18 protein-coding genes and 2 tRNA genes are annotated in these 24,399 nt (G+C 37.8%); 13 read left to right on the forward strand and 7 right to left on the reverse strand.

Annotation, left to right across the window (positions count from 1 at the left end):
- The first annotated feature begins 4 nt into the window (after positions 1-4).
- The 4 genes from MSWHS_RS09070 to MSWHS_RS09080 all read left to right on the forward strand — a co-directional run bounded on the left by MSWHS_RS09070 (position 5) and on the right by MSWHS_RS09080 (position 4,423).
- Positions 5-2,623: a histidine kinase dimerization/phosphoacceptor domain -containing protein gene (locus MSWHS_RS09070; RefSeq protein ID WP_048127779.1), complete on the forward strand. Its 2,619-nt coding sequence runs from the start codon at positions 5-7 to the stop codon at positions 2,621-2,623.
- A gap of 3 nt (positions 2,624-2,626) precedes the next feature.
- Complete coding sequence (locus MSWHS_RS09075) at positions 2,627-3,043, forward strand: response regulator (RefSeq protein WP_048127777.1); 417 nt, start codon at positions 2,627-2,629, stop codon at positions 3,041-3,043.
- Positions 3,044-3,715: 672 nt separating this feature from the next.
- Positions 3,716-3,859 carry a hypothetical protein gene (locus MSWHS_RS20270; protein WP_156148114.1) on the forward strand — a complete coding sequence of 48 codons (144 nt, stop codon included), beginning with the start codon at positions 3,716-3,718 and terminating at the stop codon, positions 3,857-3,859.
- Positions 3,860-3,877: 18 nt separating this feature from the next.
- The gene (locus MSWHS_RS09080) at positions 3,878-4,423 is read left to right on the forward strand and encodes a response regulator (RefSeq protein ID WP_048127775.1); all 546 of its coding nucleotides are present in this window, start codon (positions 3,878-3,880) and stop codon (positions 4,421-4,423) included.
- 13 nt (positions 4,424-4,436) lie between these two features.
- Here the strand turns inward: MSWHS_RS09080 and pap are convergent, their stop codons facing one another.
- The gene (pap, locus tag MSWHS_RS09085) at positions 4,437-5,951 is read right to left on the reverse strand and encodes a polyphosphate:AMP phosphotransferase (RefSeq protein WP_048127773.1); all 1,515 of its coding nucleotides are present in this window, start codon (positions 5,949-5,951) and stop codon (positions 4,437-4,439) included.
- A gap of 2,713 nt (positions 5,952-8,664) precedes the next feature.
- Entirely contained in the window at positions 8,665-9,129 is a 465-nt protein-coding gene (locus tag MSWHS_RS09090; protein WP_048127770.1) for a hypothetical protein, read from the reverse strand.
- 885 nt (positions 9,130-10,014) lie between these two features.
- Between MSWHS_RS09090 and MSWHS_RS09095 the strand changes: the two genes are divergently transcribed.
- The 3 genes from MSWHS_RS09095 (at position 10,015) to MSWHS_RS09105 (ending at position 11,062) form a co-directional block, all read left to right on the forward strand.
- The gene (locus MSWHS_RS09095; RefSeq protein ID WP_048127768.1) at positions 10,015-10,347 is read left to right on the forward strand and encodes a DUF2551 domain-containing protein; all 333 of its coding nucleotides are present in this window, start codon (positions 10,015-10,017) and stop codon (positions 10,345-10,347) included.
- A 36-nt stretch (positions 10,348-10,383) separates the two neighbouring features.
- Positions 10,384-10,785, forward strand: coding sequence for a hypothetical protein (locus MSWHS_RS09100; protein ID WP_048127767.1), 402 nt, complete (start codon positions 10,384-10,386; stop codon positions 10,783-10,785).
- 204 nt (positions 10,786-10,989) lie between these two features.
- Positions 10,990-11,062, forward strand: a tRNA-Gln gene (locus tag MSWHS_RS09105).
- 319 nt (positions 11,063-11,381) lie between these two features.
- On the opposite strand, the gene MSWHS_RS09110 is transcribed toward MSWHS_RS09105, so the two are convergent.
- A complete protein-coding gene (locus MSWHS_RS09110) occupies positions 11,382-11,849 on the reverse strand; it encodes a hypothetical protein (protein WP_231585358.1) in 468 nt (155 codons plus the stop codon).
- A gap of 980 nt (positions 11,850-12,829) precedes the next feature.
- On the opposite strand from MSWHS_RS09110, the gene MSWHS_RS09115 reads away from it, so the two are divergent.
- The 3 genes from MSWHS_RS09115 (at position 12,830) to MSWHS_RS09125 (ending at position 17,630) form a co-directional block, all read left to right on the forward strand.
- On the forward strand, positions 12,830-15,211 hold the full coding sequence (locus MSWHS_RS09115; protein ID WP_048158943.1) for a glycosyltransferase family 4 protein: 2,382 nt from the start codon (positions 12,830-12,832) through the stop codon (positions 15,209-15,211).
- Between the two features lie 11 nt (positions 15,212-15,222).
- Complete coding sequence (locus tag MSWHS_RS09120) at positions 15,223-16,227, forward strand: glycosidase (protein ID WP_048130336.1); 1,005 nt, start codon at positions 15,223-15,225, stop codon at positions 16,225-16,227.
- Positions 16,228-16,346: 119 nt separating this feature from the next.
- A complete protein-coding gene (locus MSWHS_RS09125; protein ID WP_231585359.1) occupies positions 16,347-17,630 on the forward strand; it encodes a glycosyltransferase in 1,284 nt (427 codons plus the stop codon).
- Between the two features lie 24 nt (positions 17,631-17,654).
- Here MSWHS_RS09125 and MSWHS_RS09130 read toward each other — a convergent pair whose 3' ends face one another.
- Both MSWHS_RS09130 and MSWHS_RS09140 read right to left on the reverse strand, forming a co-directional pair.
- On the reverse strand, positions 17,655-17,999 hold the full coding sequence (locus MSWHS_RS09130) for a hypothetical protein (RefSeq protein WP_048127760.1): 345 nt from the start codon (positions 17,997-17,999) through the stop codon (positions 17,655-17,657).
- Between the two features lie 460 nt (positions 18,000-18,459).
- Complete coding sequence (locus MSWHS_RS09140; RefSeq protein ID WP_048127756.1) at positions 18,460-19,215, reverse strand: MBL fold metallo-hydrolase; 756 nt, start codon at positions 19,213-19,215, stop codon at positions 18,460-18,462.
- Positions 19,216-19,450: 235 nt separating this feature from the next.
- On the opposite strand from MSWHS_RS09140, the gene MSWHS_RS09145 reads away from it, so the two are divergent.
- Positions 19,451-19,535: transfer RNA gene (locus MSWHS_RS09145), tRNA-Leu, on the forward strand.
- Positions 19,536-20,055: 520 nt separating this feature from the next.
- Here MSWHS_RS09145 and MSWHS_RS09150 read toward each other — a convergent pair.
- Both MSWHS_RS09150 and MSWHS_RS20945 read right to left on the reverse strand, forming a co-directional pair.
- Positions 20,056-20,874, reverse strand: coding sequence for an IS5 family transposase (locus tag MSWHS_RS09150; protein WP_048127483.1), 819 nt, complete (start codon positions 20,872-20,874; stop codon positions 20,056-20,058).
- Between the two features lie 750 nt (positions 20,875-21,624).
- Positions 21,625-22,350: a hypothetical protein gene (locus MSWHS_RS20945; protein WP_197073884.1), complete on the reverse strand. Its 726-nt coding sequence runs from the start codon at positions 22,348-22,350 to the stop codon at positions 21,625-21,627.
- A 793-nt stretch (positions 22,351-23,143) separates the two neighbouring features.
- Between MSWHS_RS20945 and MSWHS_RS09170 the strand changes: the two genes are divergently transcribed.
- Together MSWHS_RS09170 and MSWHS_RS09175 are read left to right on the forward strand one after the other, a co-directional pair.
- Entirely contained in the window at positions 23,144-23,650 is a 507-nt protein-coding gene (locus MSWHS_RS09170) for a hypothetical protein (RefSeq protein ID WP_048158947.1), read from the forward strand.
- Positions 23,644-24,300 carry a hypothetical protein gene (locus tag MSWHS_RS09175; RefSeq protein ID WP_048158948.1) on the forward strand — a complete coding sequence of 219 codons (657 nt, stop codon included), beginning with the start codon at positions 23,644-23,646 and terminating at the stop codon, positions 24,298-24,300. The genes MSWHS_RS09170 and MSWHS_RS09175 overlap by 7 nt, the downstream gene beginning before the upstream one ends.
- Positions 24,301-24,399 lie beyond the last annotated feature (99 nt).

Here is a 24,399-nt window from a genome sequence, read left to right on the forward strand (position 1 = left end):
TACGATGAGGTTCAAAGAGGTCCCCTTAAAATCAAAACTGGTTATCTTTATTGTTGTGGGGATTTTTCTGGTTCTGGCTGTATCCACGGCAATTATTATAAACACGGTTACGGCTCAGGAAGAAATGTTGGCCTACCAGAAATCCGTTGAAATGGCTTCCAATTATGCAAACCAGTTTGATGCGGACATGAAAGCAAACCGAGCCGTTGCAAGAACCCTTGCGCTTACGATGGCCAAGTACAAAGCTTCCGACCGGGAAGAGGCAATGGATATCCTGAAAAATATCCTCAAAGAAAATCCAAATCTTATAGGGGTCTATGCAGGATATGAGCCGGATGCTTTTGATGGCAGGGATTCCGAATATGTGAATGCGCCTGGACATGATGCTACAGGTAGGTTCGTTCCTTACTGCAATATGATTAATGGTCAGATAACTATCGATCCTCTTGTCAATTATGATTCCTCGGACTACTACCAGCTACCGAAAACTACAGGCAAAGATGTCCTGACAGAGCCCTACTTTTATGAGGGAGTATTTATGGTAAGCTACGACTCTCCAATTTTTAAAGACGGAGAGTTCACAGGGATAGCTGGTGTGGACGTCCCCCTTGAATATGTGGATGAGATTGCAAGCAAGATCAACACGTTTGATACCGGGTATGCTTTCATGGTAAGCAATTCCGGGATCTTTCTCTCACATCCCACGCAGAAGGACTGGATCGGAAAGAAAAGCCTTTCCGATTTTGACGTGGAAGAAATTAGAAGGGCAGCCGATGATATCCAAAAGGGAATCGGAGGAAACATTGAGATCAATGACCCAATCACCGGCAAGACCGTTATTATGTTTTACGAACCCGTTGAGACCGGAGACTTTGCCTTCGTCCTGGTTGTCCCAAAAGAGGAAATGCTTGCCGGAGTCACTGCCCTGCGGAACAGGCTGCTGATCATCTCTGCAATCTCGATCCTGTTCATGGCTGCCCTGGCTTATATGATTGCCCGCTCCATCACAAGACCTATCGATGAAATTGTTGAGGACTTCAAGAGCATTGCCCAGGATGCGGTTAAAGGAAAGCTTGATGTAAGGGCAAACACCGATGTGGAAATCGATTTCCGGGAAATTCCAACCGGCCTGAATGAGATCCTCAAAGCCGTAATCATCCCTATCCGAGAAGCCATGAGGGTAACCAATGCCCTTGCACAGGGAGAGTTGAAGGAAAGGGTCAATGTAGATGTTCAGGGGGAGTTCAGAGATCTTGGGGACACCCTTGATAAATTTTCCGAAACCCTCAACAGGATCATTGATGATTCAAATGCTGTTCTGATGGCTTTCCAGAATAATGATTTCAAGCGAGAGATCCTTGTGCACGGGCATGGGGACTTTAAGCTCCTTACGGACGGGATCGAAGAAACCCGCAGGGCTCTTGATCTTGTTACCGCGCAGCGCAGGGAAGCAGAAAAAGCCCTGCTGGACTACTCTCTGGAGCTGGAACGTTCCAACAAGCTTAAAGAAGAAATGGAACGAGTTATCAACAATAGTCCGGTAATTGTCTTTTTATGGAAATTTGAAGAAGGGTGGCCTGCGGAATTCGTTTCGGAAAACATTACACGGCTTGGCTATGATGCAGAGGATTTTGCCTCAAAGGAAATTCTTTACGGAGATATCGTCCATCCCGAGGACCTGGTAAAGATGCAAAAAGAACTTGCCAGAAATGTGGAAGCGGGCTGTGACGTCTATACCTCGGAATACCGAATCTTTACCAAATCCGGGGAAGTCCGCTGGGTGGATGAAAGAACGTTTATCCAGAGAGATGGTAAAGGAGGAATCCACCTACAGGGCATTATCCTCGATATCACCGATCACAAAAAAGCCGAAGAAGCCCTGCTGCAGATCGAAGAAATCCACAAAAAAGAAATTCATCACAGGATCAAAAACAACCTGCAGGTAATCTCAACCCTGCTTTACCTGGAGTCCGGTAATTTCTCAGACAGAAAGGTAATAGAAGCTTTCAAAGATAGCCAGCACAGGGTTAAGTCAATGGCTCTTGTCCATGAAAAACTCTACCAGTCTGAAGACATGGTAAACGTGGACTTTGCGGACTACATTAAAAACCTCGCTGATTACCTCTCCCAGGCCTACTCTACAGGCAGCGGAGAAGTCAGCCTGAAGCTTGATGTTGAAAACGTTTTCCTGGGCATGGATACGGCAGTCCCCCTGGGTATCATTATCAATGAACTTGTCTCAAACGCCCTTAAACATGCTTTTTCCAAAGGAGAAGACGGGGAAATCCGAATCCAGCTGCACAGGGATGGAGGAAACCTACCCGGGAATAGAGATAATTATAAAAATGCAGAAGATCAAGTGGCTAAGAGCGAAAAAGTTGATAGTACCGGCTTTAGCAGCATACAGGGGAATAAAAAAGTAGAGGACAGGCTGACCATGATTGTAAGGGATAACGGCAGAGGATTCCCCAAAGACCTTGATTTCAGAAACACGGATTCTCTCGGGCTCCAGCTGGTGACTGCGCTTGTAGATCAGATTAACGGGAGCATAGAACTTGATACCAGCAGGGGAACCGGGTTTATAATTGTCTTTCAGGAGCTGAAGTACAAACCAAGGGTGTAAAGAATGGCAAAAGGAAGAATTCTGATAGTCGAAGATGAACATATCGTTGCGATAGGAATAAAGCGCATGTTGAAAGGTCTGGGATATACGGTTACAGGTGTCGCTTCATCCGGAGAGGATGCCATAAGCAAAGCCGAAAGCACCTTTCCTGACCTCGTGCTGATGGACATAATGCTAAAAGGAGAACTTGATGGCGTGGAAGCTGCAAAGGAGATCAAAGAACGCTTTGATGTGCCTGTGGTTTACCTGACTGCTTATTCTGATAGCAATATTGTCGAACGGGTTAAAAAGACCGGACCCTTTGGCTACATCGTAAAACCCTTTGACGAAAAAGACCTGCACAGCAATATCGAAATAGCCCTGCACAGGTACAGGAAAGAAAAAGAAAATCTCGAGGAAACGATTGAAGAGGAAAAATAACCGGTGAAGGGAAAGATAAGTCAGTAAGAAAAATAGGTCAGAAAGAGAGATAAGTCAGTAAGAAAAATAGGTCAGAAAGAGAGATAAGTCAGTAAGAAAAATATGTTAGTAAAAGAGATAAGTCAGTAAGAAAAATAGGTCAGTAAGAGAGATAAACCATTCTTGATTTCAGCTCTCCATCAATCTTGATTTCAGCTCTCCATCAGTCTTGATTTCAGCTCTCCATCAGTCTTGATTTCAGCTCTCCATCAGTCTTGATTTCAGCCCTCAACCCTGATTCAATTTCTCATACATATCAGCTTTATTCACATGTTCTTCGTGGGATTTGTTCTTTTGGAATTTTTTCCTTATAAGTTTCTTCTAAATTTGAATATCCTGAAGAAAATGAATATCATGGAAGAGGACAAATTTTTAAGGTTAAAATTTTGAATGGTGTCAAAATATCGCATAGCCTTTGCCATAACCTTTCCGTTCTGAATAGGATAAGGTCTTGAAATTATCTCTTCTCTTATGCCAGTACCGTATGGAGGAGGCTATATAGTTTTATTTATATATAAACTATCAGAAAAACTCTCGGGTTGAGTCTTTGTTTGACCACATTGTTTCTCCGGTTATAAAATCCGCTGGATGGATGAAATGATGGTAGTCTGAGGGGTTGCCAGGGGGATTAATATGGAATTTGCAAATTATTCAAGAACATTAGTGATTGCCTTTTATCTTTGCGGTGATAGAAAGATTGATAATGATGTTGGTAGTGAAATCAACAGCTTCAACAGGGTAAATAGAAGAATAAAAACTATTCAGGAGCTGAAGTAAAAAACGAAGGTGTAATTAATGGCAGAAGGAAGAATTCTGATTGTCGAAGATGAACATATTGTCGCAATGGGAATAAAACGGATGTTAAAGAATTTGGGATATACACTGGCAGGCGTTGCTTCATCCGGAGAGGACGCTATAAGCAAAACCGAAAGCACTTTTCCTGACCTTGTGCTGATGGACATAATGCTGAAAGGAGATATGAACGGGATAGAAGCTGCAAAAGAGATCAAAGCACGCTTTGATGTGCCTGTGGTTTACCTGACCGCCTGCTCCGAAAGCAAAATAGTGGAACGTGCCTGGAAGACAGGGCCTCTTGGGTATATTGTGAAACCGTTTGACGAAAAGGACCTGCAAAAGAGTATTGATGTAGCTCTGTGCAGGCACAGGATGGAAAAAAATGAGCTTGAAAAGGGCTCTGATAAAGCTGAGAAAGTTTCTGAAAAGCCAGAAAAGCCAGAAAAACCAGAAAAACCAGAAAAAGATTTAGAAAAGTGTGGAAAAAACTCAAGAAAAAGTCTTGAGTCGGTTGAATGCACTGAAAGATTTCAGAATTTAAAATAATTCCCTGGATTTTTTAAGCCTTCTTCAATTCTTCTTCAAGGGTTTCAGCTACGGTTTTCAGGACTTTTACTCTTGAATAACGTTTATCCCTGGATTCGATAACTATCCATGGGGCACCTGTAGTACTCGTTTTCTGGAGCATCTCATCGACTGCAACTTTGTATTCATCCCATCTGTTCCGGTTTCGCCAGTCTTCTTCTGTAATTTTCCAGTGTTTTTCCGGGTCATTTAGCCGGCTTTCAAAACGCTCGAGCTGGGTTTCTTTATCGATATGAAGCCAGAATTTGAAGATAATTGCTCCCGCATCAGCAAGGATTTTTTCAAACTCATTGATTTCCCTGTAGGCTCTTCTCCATTCATCTTCCGTGCAGAGCCCTTCTACTCTTTCTACGAGGACGCGGCCGTACCAGCTCCTGTCAAAGATAGTAATATGTCCTGCCATTGGGATTGCGTCACAGAAGCGCCAGAGGTACTGGTGGGCTTTTTCAGTATCATTTGGTGAACCCACAGGTACAACCCTGTAAAGCCGGGGGTTAAGCACTTCGACAAGGCGGTGAATATCCCCTCCTTTCCCTGCGGCATCCCATCCTTCAAAGATTATAATAACTGAGCGCTTTTTTCTAAAAAGCTCATACTGGAGGGCTTCGAGTCTGTGCTGGTAAAGTTTTTTAGACTCTCTGTATTCTTCTATAGAAATATTTTTTGAGAGGTCAGTCTTTTCCAGAGCTGAACTGTTAAGGACTGGGAGATTTGTAGTTGACATGTCAAGATATTTGATCGTCTGTAGCCCCGGAGTCCTTGTTATCTTTTCAATAGATTTCTCAATTGCGTGAGTTACTGTTACCATGATTTTCAGGACTGCAAAGTTCCTGTCGTTTGCCTCGACTATTGCCCAGGGGGCATTGGGGACATCTGTTTTCTCAAGTATTTTTTCTATAACAGGTAGGTATTCATCATATTGATCGATAAAATCCTGTTCTTTTCCGTTTTTTCCTTCATATTCATCGAGAATAAGGGGGATATCCTTTTTTTTGATTTCCTTAAAACGCTCTTTCTGTTCTTTCTCACTGATGTGGAGGAAAAACTTGAGTATCAGGTACCCGTCATCTGCAAGCTGGCGCTCAAAATAGGTGATTTCTTCCAGAGCCTTTTCCAGAGCTCTTTCATTTTTTTCTTTTCCGAAGAGCTCGATTATTGCTCTGCTGTACCAGCTCCGGTCAAAGATTCCAATTCTTCCTTTTACTGGAATCCACGCCCAGAACCGCATAAGGAAAGGCTTGAGGCGGTCCTCATAACAGGGCCTGATCATGGTATGAAAATCAAATCCCCTTGGGTCCAGGGGCAAGATAAAACGGTTGATATCCTCCCCCATCCCTGATGCGTGCCAGCCTTCAAAAACAAGTATAATAGGTATTTTCAGCTCCCAGGCTCTGCGTTGAAGCTCGCCGAGTTTAACCTCAAGCGTTTTTATACTCTTCTTATATTCTTCGTTTGCTATTGCCTGGGATAAGTCAACGTTTTCAAGCATGTAGGAGTCCCGCGTTATTTTTAAAAATCAGTTTATTCTCAAAAATCAGATTTCTTAGAATGTGCTTAAATTTTTTGATCGAGTGCCCGGTTGAAGACAAACCTGCAGCTACATGTGCTGGTTAAGTTGTCCAGCTTGTATTGTAGGATTGAGTCTAAAATTGAACGCTTTCATCATAAAAGTAATTATATGATTTAACAACTTATATATTTTTTGGCAAACGTGATATACGGAAAAGAATATCTAAATAATTATTATTGGAGTAAAAATACATTACGGAATCAGGGTTGGAGTTGGCGCTTATGTCCCTGAGCTGAAACTCAGGGGGTTGATGGAAATATCTTCAGAGTATTCTCTGCATTATACACTGTGCAATACACTGTGCAATACACTATGCAATATTATTTTTTATTTATTCATTCAGATATATCTGCTTCAAATATGTTGGATACTCCTCATATTTACTCCAATAAGATTAAATAAATTCAAACTTTCATTTTTACTTATAAATATATTTTTTATGCATGATTCATACAAATAGTCCTAGACTGATGAGTTCAAAAAATATTTTATAAATATTGCTTAATAATTAGCAACTGAAAACCTGAGACAAATTATATTTTCTTCACAATATATACATTATCAAATGTACTATAATTCTGATAAATGATCTATATATATTAAATATTCTGTATATAATTAGAGATATCTATTAAATAACTCATTATTCAATGAGTAATGATTATTCTAATATGTTGTTATAATATGAGATGCATCTAATTAACTATATATTATTTGACAAAGATCACATAATATCTGTTTATTAAATTTGTGGTTATCTGGTGTAACGATAATTTATATGTAATATAAAAAACATATACAAAAGAACATATATCCTGATATACTTATTTTATACATTCTAATTATTAGACGAATTCTCTTAATCCATTATCTAATTATAATTTATATTAAATATGTCCTTGTATGCATAATAATGCGTAGCTATGTTTAAAAAGATATACCATTAACTATGTATATAATCAATAATATATTTTTAAGTCAGTGTATATCTATTGAGATGTGTAAAATATTTATTAAAAAACATGTTTTAAAGTATTATATAATTATTAGATACTATCATTATTAGCATTCATCAATATATTTATATCAATGAGTGATTGTTACATTAATTATTTTATTTAATGCACCTAATTAATTATTTATTTTACAAATTATTTAATTTATAGTTATCTTTATTGTAAGCATATATAATTATATCTTATTTAGCATGTTATTCACACCATATATACATTAATTACTCAAAAATATAGTTATATATCATATGGTGTATATTTTTTGAAGTCATGACATCATTTACCAACTCACATAGTTTTATAAATAATTTCACCAACTATAAAATAATATTATACAGTATCTTTAAAATCATCACATATTTATAATATGTTTTTTCAGACAAATAGGGTAGACTATTTGACCAATATATCATCAAAACCACATAGGAAAGAAATGAATGAGTAGTACTATTTATCGAAAATTAATATTATTAATCAAAACGAATGTCTATTTTGTAAGGAGAATCGTTTAGAAGCATAGAATTAATAAAAGTTTCTGTACATATATACTATGGGTATGATTGTGCTTATTTTCAGAACTTGTTTGCAGCAATATTATTTCGCATTTAATGGGGCGGTGATCGGTCAAAAGGAGTCTATTCACATAGTATATGTAACAATCGACTTAACAAAATATGGGTTAATCAGTAGATTTCACCAAATGAAAAATTAATTCATATATTGTATGAGAATAGTTGACCATAACTATTTCTTCGGGATCAGGGACCTGGCTTAATTAAAGGAGCTTGAAACCAAAAACGACCTGTATGCAAATAGATAATAATTAATTTAAACATATATTAAAAAAATCATAGTCTTGTTCAGTAAAAATAGCACTTATATGTTTTGAGCAATAAGTTCATTATTTTGAGCAATAATTTCATTATTTTATAGATGACACGCTCTAAAATTTACGGTCCTTGAAAGAAATAAATCTTTTTTTGAAAGAAACTCATTTTTGTATTTAATTAGTTTATCTTTATATTAAATTTCCATACGTTATATATATTTTATGTAACATTTTATATACATTCATTGTTAAAATATTATTTTATTAGCCTATTTTTATATATTCATATATCTATCAAATATTCTATACTTCATAGGTTAAAAAGAGGTAAAAACACATAGATATAATAGGGGGAAATTGTCCTAACAATAGTCAGATCATATATTATATATTAATACTAAGCTAAATATCGAATCAGTTTGGTTTTTGAAATAAATTTATTTTCTGACTCAATTTATGATCTTAATGGCGAAAAATAGATATCTATAATTATTTGGTATGAATGTACTGACTCATAGAAATTATCAAATAGTTACATAATCGGTATAAGTTATTTTTAGGATACATTTCGTCATTTTCTGGTATTTTTGTAAGGGCTTTGATTTAAACTCGAACTAAACTCGAACCATAGTGACTCATGTTATTTTGAATGAAAAAATTGTTACCAATGATATTATAATTCATATGTATTTATTTTAAGTGATATTATTTTATTACATACATTTAATTAGTTTTTTCGCGTTTATTTCATCCTCTTTTTGCTCAAAAACAGAAATTTTATGTAACGAAATTATAACTCCAGCCTTAAATCAAAGATTTCTTCAAAAAGTTCGTACTTTTTGCGAGCTCTGTAAAGGTACTGACGGATCGGGTTTTTGTCTTTTGCCCGTGCAAAAAGGGCTTCAATCTCTCCTCTTGAAAAAACAGCTTCAAGCTTTTTGATGGAAACAGCTTCAAGCCCTTCCCAGCTATCAATTACAGGGTTACTTATGAGGATGGGGATGGGAAGAAGCGTTACCTGGACCTCGCTTACCCAGTTCCAGTCAGAATCATATATATTCGCATAGAAGGCACCGCACGAAACACACTTCGTAATTACTGCTATATTTTCCCCTGCAGAGTGATAGCTAAGACTCATGAGCATGGAGTCGCAGATGGTGCAGTTTCCAATCTCGTTTTTTTCCAGGCTATACGCAGGTATTCGGTTTCCTTCGATGTAAAGAGTTTTCTCATTAAGGTCATACCTATATTCCACATTATCCGCTCCTGAATGAGGCCTGAAGTCCCGGAAAGTTATTTTTTCTATTCCAGGTCTGGATATTTAATTTCCTCTTTGATTTCTGTCTAAGGTAATAACCCTATTAATATTAATCCCTCTTTTGATGAAGAAATTGAGAGTCCAGAGACATCCCTGTTGCTCCCATGTCCTCCCAGCTATTTTTTACTTTTCCTGTTACCTTACTCCTCTTTTGTTTTTTATAAAAAAGTTGCCGCACGTTTCTTCAACAATAGACTGTTAAACCTCTTTTTTGTGTGGAATCGATTTACTTAAATAAAATAAGTGCTATGCTGGATTAAAAAAAATAACCCTGAAAACATTAGCTTCTTCAGGGTTCCCTGTATTTTTCAAGATTCCAAAAGGAAACAAATAATACCATGAATAAACATAAAAATCAAACTCTCGTTATATCAATCAAATAAACTCAGCTCATTTTTGCCAATTAAACACAAACTTAAACACAAACTTAATATGTTTATTCATAAGAAAATTGTAATGTTGTCAAATTAATATAGTATAAAAATATATTAATATCTAGTAGAAAATTTAAAGGTTTTTTAAGCTCTAAATGGAGTAAAAATCTTTATCAAAGAAAGTAGTTAAATACAAAAATATAAAAAGTCATGCCTCTATGCAGAACAACTCCCGGAAAACTCCGGGATTTTGAGAATGGAAATGGATCATAAAAAGCGATATATTGGATAAAGGATATATCTATACACAAAGCTGAACTTGAGCAAAGTAAAATTGCCTGAAGAACAGGAGCTTTAATATCCATTCCCAGCAGAACGAATAAATTTACAAACCTATATATAGAGCTATAACTGAGATAGTTTACTACATCAGTAGAGGTGGTAATTTATGGTATCCATCCGAGCTAAAATTAAATCCAGACTAGAGAAATTTCTTGAAGTAGATTCCAGTGGATATCGAAGGGCTATTCTGTGTATCTTCATCAGGGTAAAGAAAGCAACTATTGATGAGCTGCATGAAATGCTTTCAAGCAGATATAATGTATCAAGAAATACTGTGGCATCAATGGTAGGGTACATTCATTCGAAACTTGGAATTCTAAGGGCACATAAGGAATCTTACAAAACTCCAATGGTTTATCTTTTAAGAGAAGAGTATATAGACCTGCTTATGAAGATAGTTGCCTCACCCACGAAAAAATCTACTGATTCCGCAGCCTGAAAAGCTTATCAATTCACCCCAATTGCCTGATGGACAATGTCACTTGTGAAAAACGCACCAAGAACGGCAACCACTATCGTAGTACGATCGGATGCCAATGCCCGTATAGGTCACTCAAGAGACCCATATTATAATCTTATGAGGCGTATTTTTCAGGAAGATGCCACTGCTATACGGGGTCAAAAATTCCTGTCAATGGTTGAAGATCGGCAGGCAGCAGGCAATGCCATCCGAACTGATGAATGGAAAACCATTCTGGAAGAACTCCAGATAGGTCGTGCCTCTTTTTATGCAATGCGCAATAAGCTCCTCGGAGCCGGGCTTATTTCAATAAAAAACAAAGAGTACCGGCTTTCCGGCCAATTCTCAAAAGACCTTATAGATATGGCCCGCTGGTGGTGGACTGCTGTCCTCAACCAGTCCGAAGAAAGCCTGTAATCAGACAATTTGAGCAATATCCTTTCTGACTGAGTAATAATCCCACTTTTGAAATTAAACTTTTTAAAATTCTGAGATCCTATCCGATAATTAAACTTTTGACAAATTTGGGGGTGCCCAGCCGAAAGTTATATATATATAATCTTCCTTTAGAAGATACGCTTCAAGGCGCAAGAATCACGCCCCGCAGCGAAAAATCATCGAAGCCCGGTAGTGTAGCGGTCAATCATGTGGGACTCTGGATCCTGCAACCTCGGTTCGAATCCGTGCCGGGCTATACACACATTTTTTTGTAATCTTTTTCTATTGACTCAAAGCAAAACATCTGATTTTTTTCGAACTTTTTATAGTTGTTTTTCATAGAATCAAAAGAATAATTTTGGATTGATTATCTCTTATTGGCTTTTTCTTACATGAGCACGGTTTCAAAGTCCATAGAAATATTTCATAATAAATTTACAGTCTGAATTTAAATTCAGCAAACCACTATCCAGTAGATTCCCTAATCTCCAGCTTTAATCCTCTTTTAGAGACATTATTCTCAATCTTATAAAATTTTGAATTTTTGAGTTAATAACTGCTTAATTCTGAATTTTTCAATTATTAACAGCCCTTTCCATTAATTCTCTTTTTCCGATGCTGTCTTCTCCCCATTTACGTTTCATCTCTTCACTCCATTTGAGCCTATCTTCTCCAATCATAGATATTGGAATTGTAAACACTTTTGCCCTTGTATTTCTGGGAGTGCTGCACTTTAACCATTTATACTGGTTTGTTTTAGCATCATATACTATGGAGTAATCAAGTTTAAACGCGCCTGGTATCTCTGAGGGTTTATCGTATACTTGCTTTCCCCCTTTTGGCTCCTTTCTTTGCTTGTGCTTTCCACCAGTCTCCTTAATTTCTACTTTTCTTATATCTTCTAAGTACCTTAAGCTTTTATCAATTTCACTTTTAAATATAACCATATGCCATTTTAGAGACAGTGGATATTGTTTTTTTAGAAGTTCATTTAATTCGACTATTAGATGGGAATCATTTGTTGTGCTTTCAATTTCTTCCATTATTCTTTTCATTTTGGCTAGATTTGCCTTCTGTCTTTCTTGACTAGTTACCATAGCTGTCGCCAACATTTGAATTTTAATTATACAGTGTATATAGGAGGATCATGTTCTTAAATTTTTTCATCAGTTTATGGTTTTCATTAGTGGAGGATAAAGTTGAAAATGAAACTGAAAAAATGGAATAAACGAAAAAAAACCTCATTACAAAAATTCCATAAAAAGTGAATGTTAAGGAGTTAAAAAGTTTTATTTTCCTGTTCCGTTTAATCCAAATGAAAAATTAATTCAGGCAAAAATCGATATGTATAAAACATGATTCCCATTCAAAATTTATAAACTGGAAACAAGAAAAATAATCATACTGTATACAGTAGCAGCAGGAAGCAAAAATATAGTTTTAGATTATGAAGCGCCTTATTTTTATCAGAATTTTTTTAAAATATATTTATCGGGCATTTTTAGATAACAATATTTTATCTAAGTTTGGTTGTTTTATCTAGTTATCTTACACAAATATATTTATAAATAATATTAAATATTATCGGATACAATTGCTATATCCAATCGATATTTTGTTACTCATTTAACTAAATTTTAGCAAAGTGAGTGCGCGAAATGAGTGCATGGGTGGAGATTGTAAACATATCGCTTTTTCTCAGTAAATTGAGCGATTGCTGATTGGAGTTCTCGAAACAGAATCGAAACAGAATAATTCTTTTTCGATTTGTAACTATTTATTTTTCAATAAGTTGCTCATTTCACAATAAATACATATATAATTATATGTTTAACCCGATATGGCAATATGTGGACATATAGAAATGAAGAATTATGAAGTATAATTATAAAGTATAAATTAAAAAACCGGGGAGTACAACTTAATTAAGTGTTACTAAGTGGGGAGCATACTTAATTAAGTGCTTTAGTTCTGTTATTGAGAATTACGACCCTGATTACTCTAAGTTTGGGGGGAGAAATAGTTGAATAAGAAACTGAGAGTTTTATTTATAGGAACTTATGTTCCGAAAGAATGTGGAATTGCTACATTTACTTTTGATCTTTTGAATTCAGTATCCGGGGTGCATGACGATATACATTGTGAGGTCATCGCCCTCAATGACCCTTCTGAAAACCACAACTATCCTGAAGAGGTCGTTTTTCAAATAGAGAGGGACAAACTCGAAGATTACTACAGGGCTGCAGATTTTATAAACCAGTCCGATGCAGATATCGTATGTCTTCAACACGAATTCGGTCTTTTTTGGGGAAACGCAGGCGATTACATTTTCGCTCTTCTTTCAGGAATAAACAAGCCTGTGATTACTACAATGCACACAGTGATACGAGAACCGGAACCGGAATACCGCACATCCACGGAAAAACTCATACAATACTCAGAAAAGCTGGTAGTGATGAGCCAGACTGCAGTCGATATGTTAAAAGATGTTTATAAAGTTCCAGATGAAAAAATAGAGATCATTTTTCACGGCTTACCTGACTATCCATTTGACAACTGCAGCAAGTATAAACAAATGCTGAATCTGAAAGGGACTCCCCTTATCCTTACCTTTGGCTTGCTGAGCCAGAATAAAGGCATTGAAAGTATTCTTGAGGCTCTCCCGGAGCTTGTAAGCCAGTATCCTGACCTCGTTTACCTTGTACTGGGTGCCACCCACCCCATGGTCAAAAAACATAATGGAGAAGCATACAGGCAGTATCTTATGAAGAGGGTTTCCGAACTCGGGCTTGAGAATAACGTAGTGTTTCATGATAAATTTGTCGAAAAAGAAGAGCTCTGCAATTATATCCTTGCCAGTGACATTTACGCATCTCCCTATCTTTCCAGAGAACAGATAGTAAGCGGTGCTCTGACCTACGCGATAGGCATGGGAAAAGCAATAGTATCCACTCCTTACTGGTACGCCCAGGAAATGCTTTCCGATAATCGTGGGCTGCTTGTAGATTTCGGAGACACTGCAGGCTTTAAAAACTCGCTTTTATACTTAATCGAAAACCCAAAAGAGTGTAATAATATGCGCAGAAATGCATACGATTTTGGCAGAAAAATGACCTGGAAAAATATAGGCAAAGAATACAATACTGTGTTCAGCAAGGCTTTAAAGCACTACAATGTCTCTCCCGGAGTACAAAACAGATTTAATTTCCTTCCAGACCAGCTTCCCGAAGTAAAACTCGACCACATCAAACTGCTGACCGATGACGTGGGAATTATCCAGCATACCAATCTGGGTGTGCCTGCCCGCCACTATGGATACAGTACCGATGATGTAGGCAGAGGGCTCGTTGCCCTGACACTGCTTATCGACAGCCAGGAAAAAGCCGCAGAGCTCTGGAAGTTGATTACCACATACATGAGCTTTCTCGAACATGCCCAGACCGATACAGGGCATTTCCATAACTTTATGAGCTATAGAAGGGAGTTTCTGGACGAAGAAGGCAGTGAAGATACTCTCGGGCGCGCGGTCTATGGGCTTGGGCATGTGATAAGCTGTCCTTATCTGTCAAAAAACATACGTACGCTTGCATATACACTTGTCAGTAAATCCAGAAAGCAGATGGAAAGACTGAGTTATCCGAGAGCAAAAGCCTATACAATGTGCGGGCTGTATGAAATGCTCAGGGCAGGTGTGGATGAGGACTCTTTTGAATCCATATTTAACACACACAGGGATGCTGGCAGGTCCATAGACTCCCTTATAGAAGATAACTTTGAATCCATATTTATCAGCCATGCAGACTCTCTGATAGACCTGTATGAGGCTAACAGGAAAGAAGGCTGGAATTGGTTTGAACCCACAGTTACCTACAGCAATGCAAAACTGAGTGAATCCCTTATACTGGCGTATAACTATACCAAAGACCGAACTTACAGGAGAGTTGGGCTTAACACCCTTGACTTTCTTACGAACATCCAGTGGAAAGGCGAATTTTTCGATATTGTTGGAAATCAGGGCTGGTATTCTTGTGATGGAGAAAAACCAATTTTTGACCAGCAGCCCATCGAGGCAGGTTACCTGACTCAGGCGTATATTTCAGCTTATGAGACCGTCCGTGAGAGAAGATATCTGGAGCTTGCAAGATACTCTTTTGAATATTTCCTGGGCAGAAACCGCCTGCAAACTCTCATGTATGACTATTCAACAGGTTCGGTCTGCGACGGGCTCAACTGCAACGGGATGAACTGCAACCAGGGAGCAGAACCCGTAATCTGTTTCCTCATGGCTTTAAGCTCTTTAAATAAACATGCAGATAAAGCCTACAGTACATTATTCCAACCGGCAGCAATTGAAGAAGTCTTGCCGAAGAGAAAGAACCTGTTATCAGTAAATAAAGCAGAGTGAGAAATGATATCATGATCTGGAAGGACCACGGAGAACTGTTTGTAAGGCATAAAAAAAATCCTATACTCACTATTGAAGACTGGCCATATCAGGCCAATTCGGTATTCAACCCTGCAGCCGCTATAGTTGATAATAAAACTCTATTACTGGTGCGGGTTGAAGACCACAGGGGCTTTTCTCACCTTACAGTAGCCAGAAGTAATAACGGGGTAGATGGTTGGGAGATCGACTTTGAACCAACCTTTGCCCCGGACCCTGTAAACTATCCTGAAGAGCTATACGGCGTTGAAGATCCGCGTATAACCTACATAGATGAGATGGGAAAATGGGCTGTAGCGTATACTGCTTATTCGGATTCCGGTCCCTTAACATCTCTTGCCTTTACAGAGGATTTCCGCAATTTTGAGCGGATAGGAGCTACCATGCCTCCTGAGAATAAGGATTCAGCTCTGTTTCCTGTAAGGTTTAACAACAAGTGGGCAATGTTACACAGGCCGGTCTCCTCAATGAGCGGAGCGAAGGCAAATATCTGGATCTCCTTCTCTCCGGATATGAGACACTGGGGTGATCATCAGGTTCTCCTGTATGCCCGGGAAGGAGGGTGGTGGGATGCCCGCAAAATAGGTTTATCCCCACAGCCAATTCGTACATACGACGGATGGTTAATTATGTATCATGGGGTACGCCAAACGACATCTAAAGCAAGTTATCGACTTGGGCTGGCTCTTCTTGACCTTGAAGACCCGAGGAAAGTCCTCCACAGGTCAGAAGGGTGGGTTTTCGGACCCCATGAACTTTACGAACGCAGTGGAGATGTTAATGATGTTGTTTTCCCCTGCGGATGGGTCTTAATTGACGATCAAATCCGTATTTATTACGGAAGCGCAGATACATCTGTGTCCATGGCAAGCGCAAAAATTTCCGATGTCCTGGAATATATCCATGGGTGCCCTGAAGAACAGATCTGCAGAGTTCTGCCGATCGGTGAGGGGAACATGCACATAACTCCTGAATAAAATAGAGAGATAGAGGAGCTTAAAAATAAAAAGTACTGGGGGAGACCTTTATCAGAATTGCTATGTTATCTCCGATTGCCTGGAGCACACCGCCTAAGAAATACGGTCCGTGGGAGGCAATGGTATCCTTATTAACTGAAGGGCTGGTGAAACGGGGCATCGATGTTACGCTGTTTGCAACAGCTGATTCGCATACTGCAGGCAAACTTCATGCAGTGTGCCCGAGTCCGTACGAAGAAGATAAAGATATGATTATAAAAGTTTATGAAGGCCTGCATATCTCAGAGGTTTTTGAAAGGGCAAATGAGTTTGACATAATCCATAACCACTTTGATTATCTTCCTCTCACTTACAGCGGACTTGTAGACACGCCTGTCGTAACAACCATACACGGCTTTTCTTCGCGGAAAATTCTGCCGGTTTATAAAAAATATAACAACAGTACTTATTACGTATCCATAAGCGATGCCTCCCGGTGCAATGAGCTGGACTATATAGCAACGGTCCGGCACGGGATAGATATCGAGAGTTTTCCATTTAAAGAGAGGCCTGAGGACTATCTTCTTTTTATCTCACGTATTCACAGGGACAAAGGCGCAAAAGAGGCAATAGAAGTTGCAAAAAAAGCAGGAATGAAGTTGAAAATGGCTGGCTTTATTGGAGACTCTGAATATTTTAGGAATGAAGTTGAGCCCCAGATCGATGACGAGCAGATAATCTATGAAGGGCATGTCTCTCAGGAGCACAAAAAGGAGCTGCTCTCAAATGCCCGTGCTCTCCTGCACATGATCAACTATGAGGAGGCTTTCGGGCTCGGGGTAGTCGAAGCCCTTACCTGCGGGACGCCCGTAATTGCAATAAATAGAGGTGCAATGCCTGAACTGATCATGGACGGAGAGACCGGATTCCTGGTAAACGATGTAGACGAAGCTGTAGAGGCTGTCCAGAAGGTTAACTCCATATCACGCAGAAAATGCCGGAAAAGCGTGGAAAAACGTTTCTCTGTTGGTCGGATGGTAGATGACTATATCAGGGTATATGAAACAATCCTGGAAAAGCGCAAACGTGAGGCAAAAAGGCCCTGGGGTTTTTATGAGGTGCTCACGGATAAGCCAGGATATAAGGTCAAACGCATTACGGTCTTGCCTCAGGAAAAAATTTCACTTCAGCGCCATTCTCACAGGAAAGAGCACTGGTATATAATCAGCGGCGAGGGGGTCGTAACTAAAAACAGTGACAAGATAAAGGTCCTTGCAGGAGATTCGGTCGATCTACCGATAAAAGAAATACATCGCATTAAAAACACAGGCAGCCAGAACCTGGTATTCATTGAGATCTCGCAGGGAGAGTATATCGGAGAGGACGATATCGAAAGGCTTGAAGATAAATACGGGAGAGCGTAAGACGGCTTATCCGGACCTGTATCTTCAGGCAGGACATTCGGAATTTTCATATGATTTTCTCACCTGAGATGCAACCTCTTCCCCTAGCCTCTCTGATACGTTTTCCACAAAGAGAGTGATGTAATCAAAAGGTACGCAGCCCAGGCTTTCTTCTCCTGACAGAATAAGCCTTACAAGGTATTCAAGGTCATAAATGGACAGCAGCTTGATCCTCCTCAGAAAATCGGCTGCATCTTTTGAGTAGTGGTTTGCCAGAGGCGGGAGAATGGAACGATAGGGTACTCCTGAGCCTGAACAGAGGAGCCCCTCACATTCCGGGGCGACAGTTTTCAGAATGCCAATATCAAGTTCGGAAAGTATTCTTGCCATGATAATCACCGTGGACAAAATGTAATTCTGGTCTTTCAGAGCTTTTCATAAACAAAAGCAGACTCTCTTTTTTGCTCTCCATTAAAGTAAATCTCGGTAAGATAAATTCTAGTAAGACAAATCCTGGATTGAGCCTAAGATACTTTAAACAGATGGAAAAGCCGGGGATTTTAAAATCCTGTACTTCTCCAGATTCCACAAAATTTTTGATTCTAATCAGATTTCAAATGTTCATAGTTCAAATGTTCATAGTTCAAATGTTCATAGTTCAAATGTTCATAGTTCAAATGTTCATAGTTCAAATGTTCATAGTTCAAATGTTCATAGTTCAAATGTTTAGTTCAAATGTTCATAGTTCAAATGTTCATAGTTCAAATGTTTAGTTCAAATGTTCATAGTTCAAATTTTTGCAATTTGAATTCCTTATTGAATTCCTTATTGAATTCCTTATTGAATTCCTTTATAATTCAAGCTTCATCAGGTCTTCTGCAAGGATCACCTCTCCGTCAACATAGTCCTTGAGGCGGTGTATTGCTTCTTTACCATGCCCCTTCATTTCCGGATAGAAGTGTGTAAGGCAAAGACTTCCGATTTCTTTGTTGTAGTCTTCAAGCATTTCAGCCAGAGTGCTTGGGGTTGTGTGGTTTGTTACTTTTGTGCCGGGGGGGAAGGAGCATTCGTGTATCAGGAGGTCGGCTTCAAGTGCCATGTCCATTATATTTCTGCAGGGCTCGGTATCCCCTGAGTATACGAATTCTCCGTCTTCTGCGGTCACGCAGTATGCCAGAGTCGGAACACTGTGGGCAGCAGTTGCACAGGTTATTTCACAGTCAAACTCCTCAGGTGTAAACTTCCTTCCGGAAGAGAGTTCAATAACATCCACGTCCACTTCGTCCAGAATATACTCATAAGCTCCAATTACCTTTGAGAACCAGTCATCAGTCCCTTCAGGACCATACACTCGCATATCGGTTTTTCCTCTAAGCCAGTTTGCTTTAATGAGGGGGAGAAGGTCAGCAACATGGTCAAGGTGAAGGTGTGATAGAAGTACGGTATCTACTTCCGTATGTGAGATTCCGGCATCGGGGAACCTGCTTAAGACGCCGCTTCCACAATCAACAAGCAGAGGTTTGTCCTCAAGACTGACAAGTAATCCGGACTGTACCCGACCTTTTTCAGGTATAGCAACTCCAGTGCCAAGAAATGTAATCTCCATAAGGTAAGGAATAAACTTTAAATAATTTAACTCTATTTAGAGCATGCCCGCATAAGGAAATTTTTGCGGCTCAAAACCAGCCTGTTTTTTCAAGCACAAGAGTCGATCAGCAGTTCAGAGGCATCAAACTTAAGGAATTATTATATGCTTGAACAAAACCCCGAGGAAAAGAGCTAAAAGCAAAAAGGCTGTTAAAAGGTAGGACAGATAAAAATAAAAAGTTACTCTTCAATTTGCGAGGGTTGCCCAGCCAGGCCAAAGGCGCCGGACTTAAGATCCGGTATTGAAGGATTTCGTGGGTTCGAATCCCACCCCTCGCATTTGTTTTAAGGGATCTAGGTAACTCAAAAAAAGTGTACGCTTTTGCAGTTATAATGCACAACCTCTTATTTTTCAAAAATTGCCTTAACTAACACTCAGTTTTTTCTTATTGTAATTATTTAATAGAAAGTTTATTTTTGTACGCTAGTGCAAAGATAACGCAGAGCCTCTATTTTTGGAAATCGCCTTAACTAAAAATTAACATATTTTATAATTATTGTATAATACAAAAGTCGAATTTATTGTAAGCTATAATTCCAATAGTATTTTTTATTGAGAGTAATCCACAATTAATATTTTTTTAATTCATTTGATTTTAACTTTAAATTTACTACTACATAGAGTATAATTAAAGCAGAAAAAATGGAGAGTAATGTTTTTTCTTGAAGCGATGGAATAACTTCGCTAGAAAATAATTTACTCGCTTCACATCCTATAATAAAACCAACAGCCCATACAAGAGGTTTCTCCGGTTTGTCAATAATTTTTATGAAACCATATGTACAAGCGATTAAGAACCTATCCGAAAAGTCCCGCTGCTCTGAATGTTATCCATGCGCATGCGAAATGAAGCATCGCAAAGTAATTCTCAATTTTCTTTTCCCATCTAATAAGCATTCTTCTGAATCTGTTTATCCAAGAATGTGTCCTTTCCACAACCCATCTTCTTGCCCTAAAACCTGGTATCTCTATTCTTATGTTTTCCTCTCCACGGCTTTTGATATGGGCAGTATAACCATATTCTTTAACTAATTCTCTGATATCAGGAAAATCATATCCTTTATCCATACATATATTCTGAATAACATCATCTTGAGACGGTCTTTCAAAAATAATGGCATCTAAAGTCTCTTTTACAAGCTTTTTATCGTGACGATTTGCTCCATCAACAGTAACCGATAGTGGTATACCTTTACCATCTGTTAACAGACTCCTTTTTGTACCTTTTTTGCCACGATCAGTTGGATTAGCTCCGGTCCCAGCTCCACCTAGTGGAGCTTTTGTCATAGCACCGTCAATTGCTTGCCACTCCCACTCTAATCCGTTTTGATTATCATACTCCACTAGACCAGCTTTCCACATATTCTCAAATAACCCTGATCTTTGCCATTCCTGAAACCGATCATGGACAGTGCTTGGAGCTCCATAAAAGCGTGGCAACGCCTTCCATTGGCAACCAGTACGAAGAAGATAAAAAATACCACTCAGTATTCTCTTATCATCTTTTCGAGGTCGTCCAGGCTTCTTTTTGGGTTTAGGGAAAGGTAATAATGGTTTGATTTTAGTCCAGAATTCATCAGAAATCTCGTAGTCATGTCCGTTTTTTCGTGTTACCACTAATCAACATTACCCTAAAATATAGTTATTCTACTTTTCGGATAGGCTCTAAGTAAGATATTACTGGCAGATATCCATAAACCAATAATTGACCAGCCATAGTTTTGATAATGAATAAAGATAATCCTATGCTGCAAATATACCAAATAGGATCATCTTTTATTACTTCTATTAATGAATAGAACCAATATTTAATTTTATTTTTCAGTCGAATACCCCGCTAGCTTGCTGCGGGGATGAAAAACTTCCCCGGTAACCGTTAATGATAATATGATTTATCAATTCCATCTTTCGTTTATTGACTTCTGCTCGAACTAAACCGTATTAGGGTTATTGTTTCCTTTTACGGTATTTGGGGCGGTGGCGCGAACATACCCCGTTGCTTTCAGCGGGGTGCGCCAGCGCAACTTTGATTTTCTAAATCCATGATAATAAGATGAATATGAAAATATATAAATCTTTTAAAAGTACTTGACCAAAAAACACTCTATTTATATATTCCCCTTCAAATAAAAAGGTATACTCTTTTGATTGGATAATGCACATCTGATTCGATTCAAGAGTTGTCTTAACTGAAAAATGCAGTTGATGAAGCCCTATTGCCATAAGTCAATATATGGGAATGGCTTGAGGGACCCTCCTGAAAAGCAGACGAATTTGCGAAAGCAAAAAGGGCTGCGAGCCCAGAGATTTTAAGTGTGTCTGATGACACCCCCTTTATGCCACTTTTTTTATGATAATAAGTGAATCTTAGTCAAAAAAATTAGTACAAATTGTTATGTAATCAGAGTTTAGAGAATGTCCTTTTATCTTGTATCTTGCCTCAAGATCACTCTCATTTACCCCAAGACGACTTTTAAGTTGATTTAAAAATTGATCATAATTATTGATACTTTTGCCATAGTAGTTCTTGCTATCGTAATCAATCGTATTGTTAAACATATTATATAATTCATCGAAAGAAATCTTTTTTCCTTCACATATGGAATAGCTTATAATATGTTTAATTATATCGTCTTCTTCAAACAGTTTTTTTGTTTTATATTTTAGTACCAATGCTTTCCATGCTTCAAATAAATCTATCCATTGATTAGATTCAAAGTATTCATCAATTGGCTTATTAAGATCAAATTCTGGCATATAATAAGGAAGTACACCTTTTTGAAGAATACCATCATCAATTACTTCTTTCTCTCTAAAAATTAATATTGGTACCCCAATTTGAAACGCCATAGACGGCTCAATTTGGCAGTAAGGACTTGTAAGCCATTTTTTAGAAACAGGGTATTCTTCTTGATCTTCAAGATCGGTATTGAGTTTTCCAGTGCCTTTTTCTATATATGCCCGTCTGAAAGCGATTGATAGCAGCCCAAAACATTCGTTCATCTTTTTCTTTATATTTTCCAATGGTGCCGAGATATCATGGAAAGTTACTCCAAGAGTTTCGGGTTTAAAGTCATTTTGTACTAAATGCAATTTTACTTTCTCTATAAATATTTCTTGTTTTTTATTAAATGGTGTTGCATAACTAAGAAATATTGGTATTGGTATATTACCGCCATCCAGAATTATCTTTAATTATAATTATCAACTGATATTGCACGGTAATTGGAAATATAAAATACATATATCTTTTGATTTTTTATGATATCTAAAGCTTCAAGGGTTACTAAAACATCCAACATGGTTTATTCTCGGTGATCTCATGCAATAGCTTCATGTTCAATTTTCTGTAATATGTAAAATTTATTAGATTATACAACCCTTTTACAGTAAAATTTACATTTTCTCCCGATACTGTTTTACTATTTTACTGTAAAATTGATAACTTCTCTTGATGTCGTTTTTACTATTTTACTAGTAAATTTTACATTTTTACATTTTACAGTAAAAGTATACACATTTTTACTTTTGGCTTGAAACCAAAGCTTCCCACTTATTCACCCTTTCCAGAACATGACTGTTAAGAGTAAACGGCTTATCTGACTTGGCGTTCTGCTTCATATAATGCAAAGTACCTTTAGAAAACCCTAACTTCTTCCAATCAACATAAGAAATATTGAGAATCTTTTGCCTTATATCATAAGAATCAATTCTCTCAATTTCATACTCAGGCTTAACAAAATCCAATTTCTCCTTTTTGCTTGTGAGGTAATGAGCTAATTCTCTTACCTTCAGTACTTCACCAACTCGTAAGCAGTGATTCTAATATCGATTTTCCGACATAATGCCAAAATTATACATATCTGGATTATTTTATTCACAACCTATGGCTAAGGCAAAACACAAATCACAAAATATTGATGTTTGTACTTTGGATGGAGCCAAATGTATAAACCCCGTTGTAAAATTGCTTGTTAAACATGTTCCAATGTTTATCAGATCAAGCCAAGCCCCTAATCAATTTTTCAAGGTCCTAACGTCACTGGCTATCCAAAAGTTATCCATTCACTCAATTCAACGTCCAGGTTCAAACATACACAGCGAAAACTCGTTACATCATAATCTGAAAAAAATCGACCTAGAGCAGTTAGAAACAGTAAATCACCTTATGTTTGCTGAACAAGTTAAACCTTTCATAATACCTGGCAAAAAGTATGCATTTGCTATTGATCTTACAGATGATCCTTACTATGGGGAAAAGAATGGAGATTATGTTGTTGGTGGAAAAAGAAAAGCATCAACTAACCGTTTTTTCTCATACGCAACGTGTTATCTAATTGATGGGAATAGGAAGTTTACAATTGGAGTTATTCCAAAAAAAAGAAAATGTTAATGATTGATTTCGTAACTAAAATCACAGAAATTATTTATGAACTTGGGGTCAAAGTAAAAGTTCTGTGTATTGATCGCGAATTCTACACACATGCAGTGATGGGATATCTCCAGTCAGCGAAGATTCCATTTATTGTTCCCGTTAAGGTTCAAGGGGAACAGATGAAGAAACTGCTACGAGTAAAGAAATCATGTTGTTTTGAGTATGTTATGTCTCCACAAGGAAAAGAGCCATTAAACCTCAATATTGTAGTCTGTGTGAATTATTTGAAAGGTAAAAAAGATAAAAATAGATTAGAAATTCATGCTTTTTCAGTTGGTGGTTTTACAGATCCAAAAAAAGTCTCAAAAATGTATGAGCGAAGGTTCTCAATTGAATCTTCTTACCGAATCCGCAATACATCCAAACCGAGGACTTCGTCTAAAAAACCAGAAGTACGCTACCTTTATACGATTATTTCGTTTTTAATCCAAAATCACTGGGTAACATTACAGTGGAAATACTTTGTGAAAAGACAAACTGGTCCAAAAATTATTGATGTGGACAAATTTCGCTTTGATACATTTAAAATGATTTCGTGGAGCTACTTAAAAAGGTTGTTTCGAATCCCGGATGGGGTGGTTACTCTAAGCAATATTACGTACGACTGAATGCAAAAGGCATTTAACGTAGTTTGATTTGAAAGATACAGTACAATAGTTATAGCGTAGCATATAGATTTTTAGATATCAGTGGCCTCAAAACACGAG

Origin of the sequence: Methanosarcina sp. WWM596, from assembly GCF_000969965.1 — an archaeon.
GTDB lineage: Archaea > Halobacteriota > Methanosarcinia > Methanosarcinales > Methanosarcinaceae > Methanosarcina.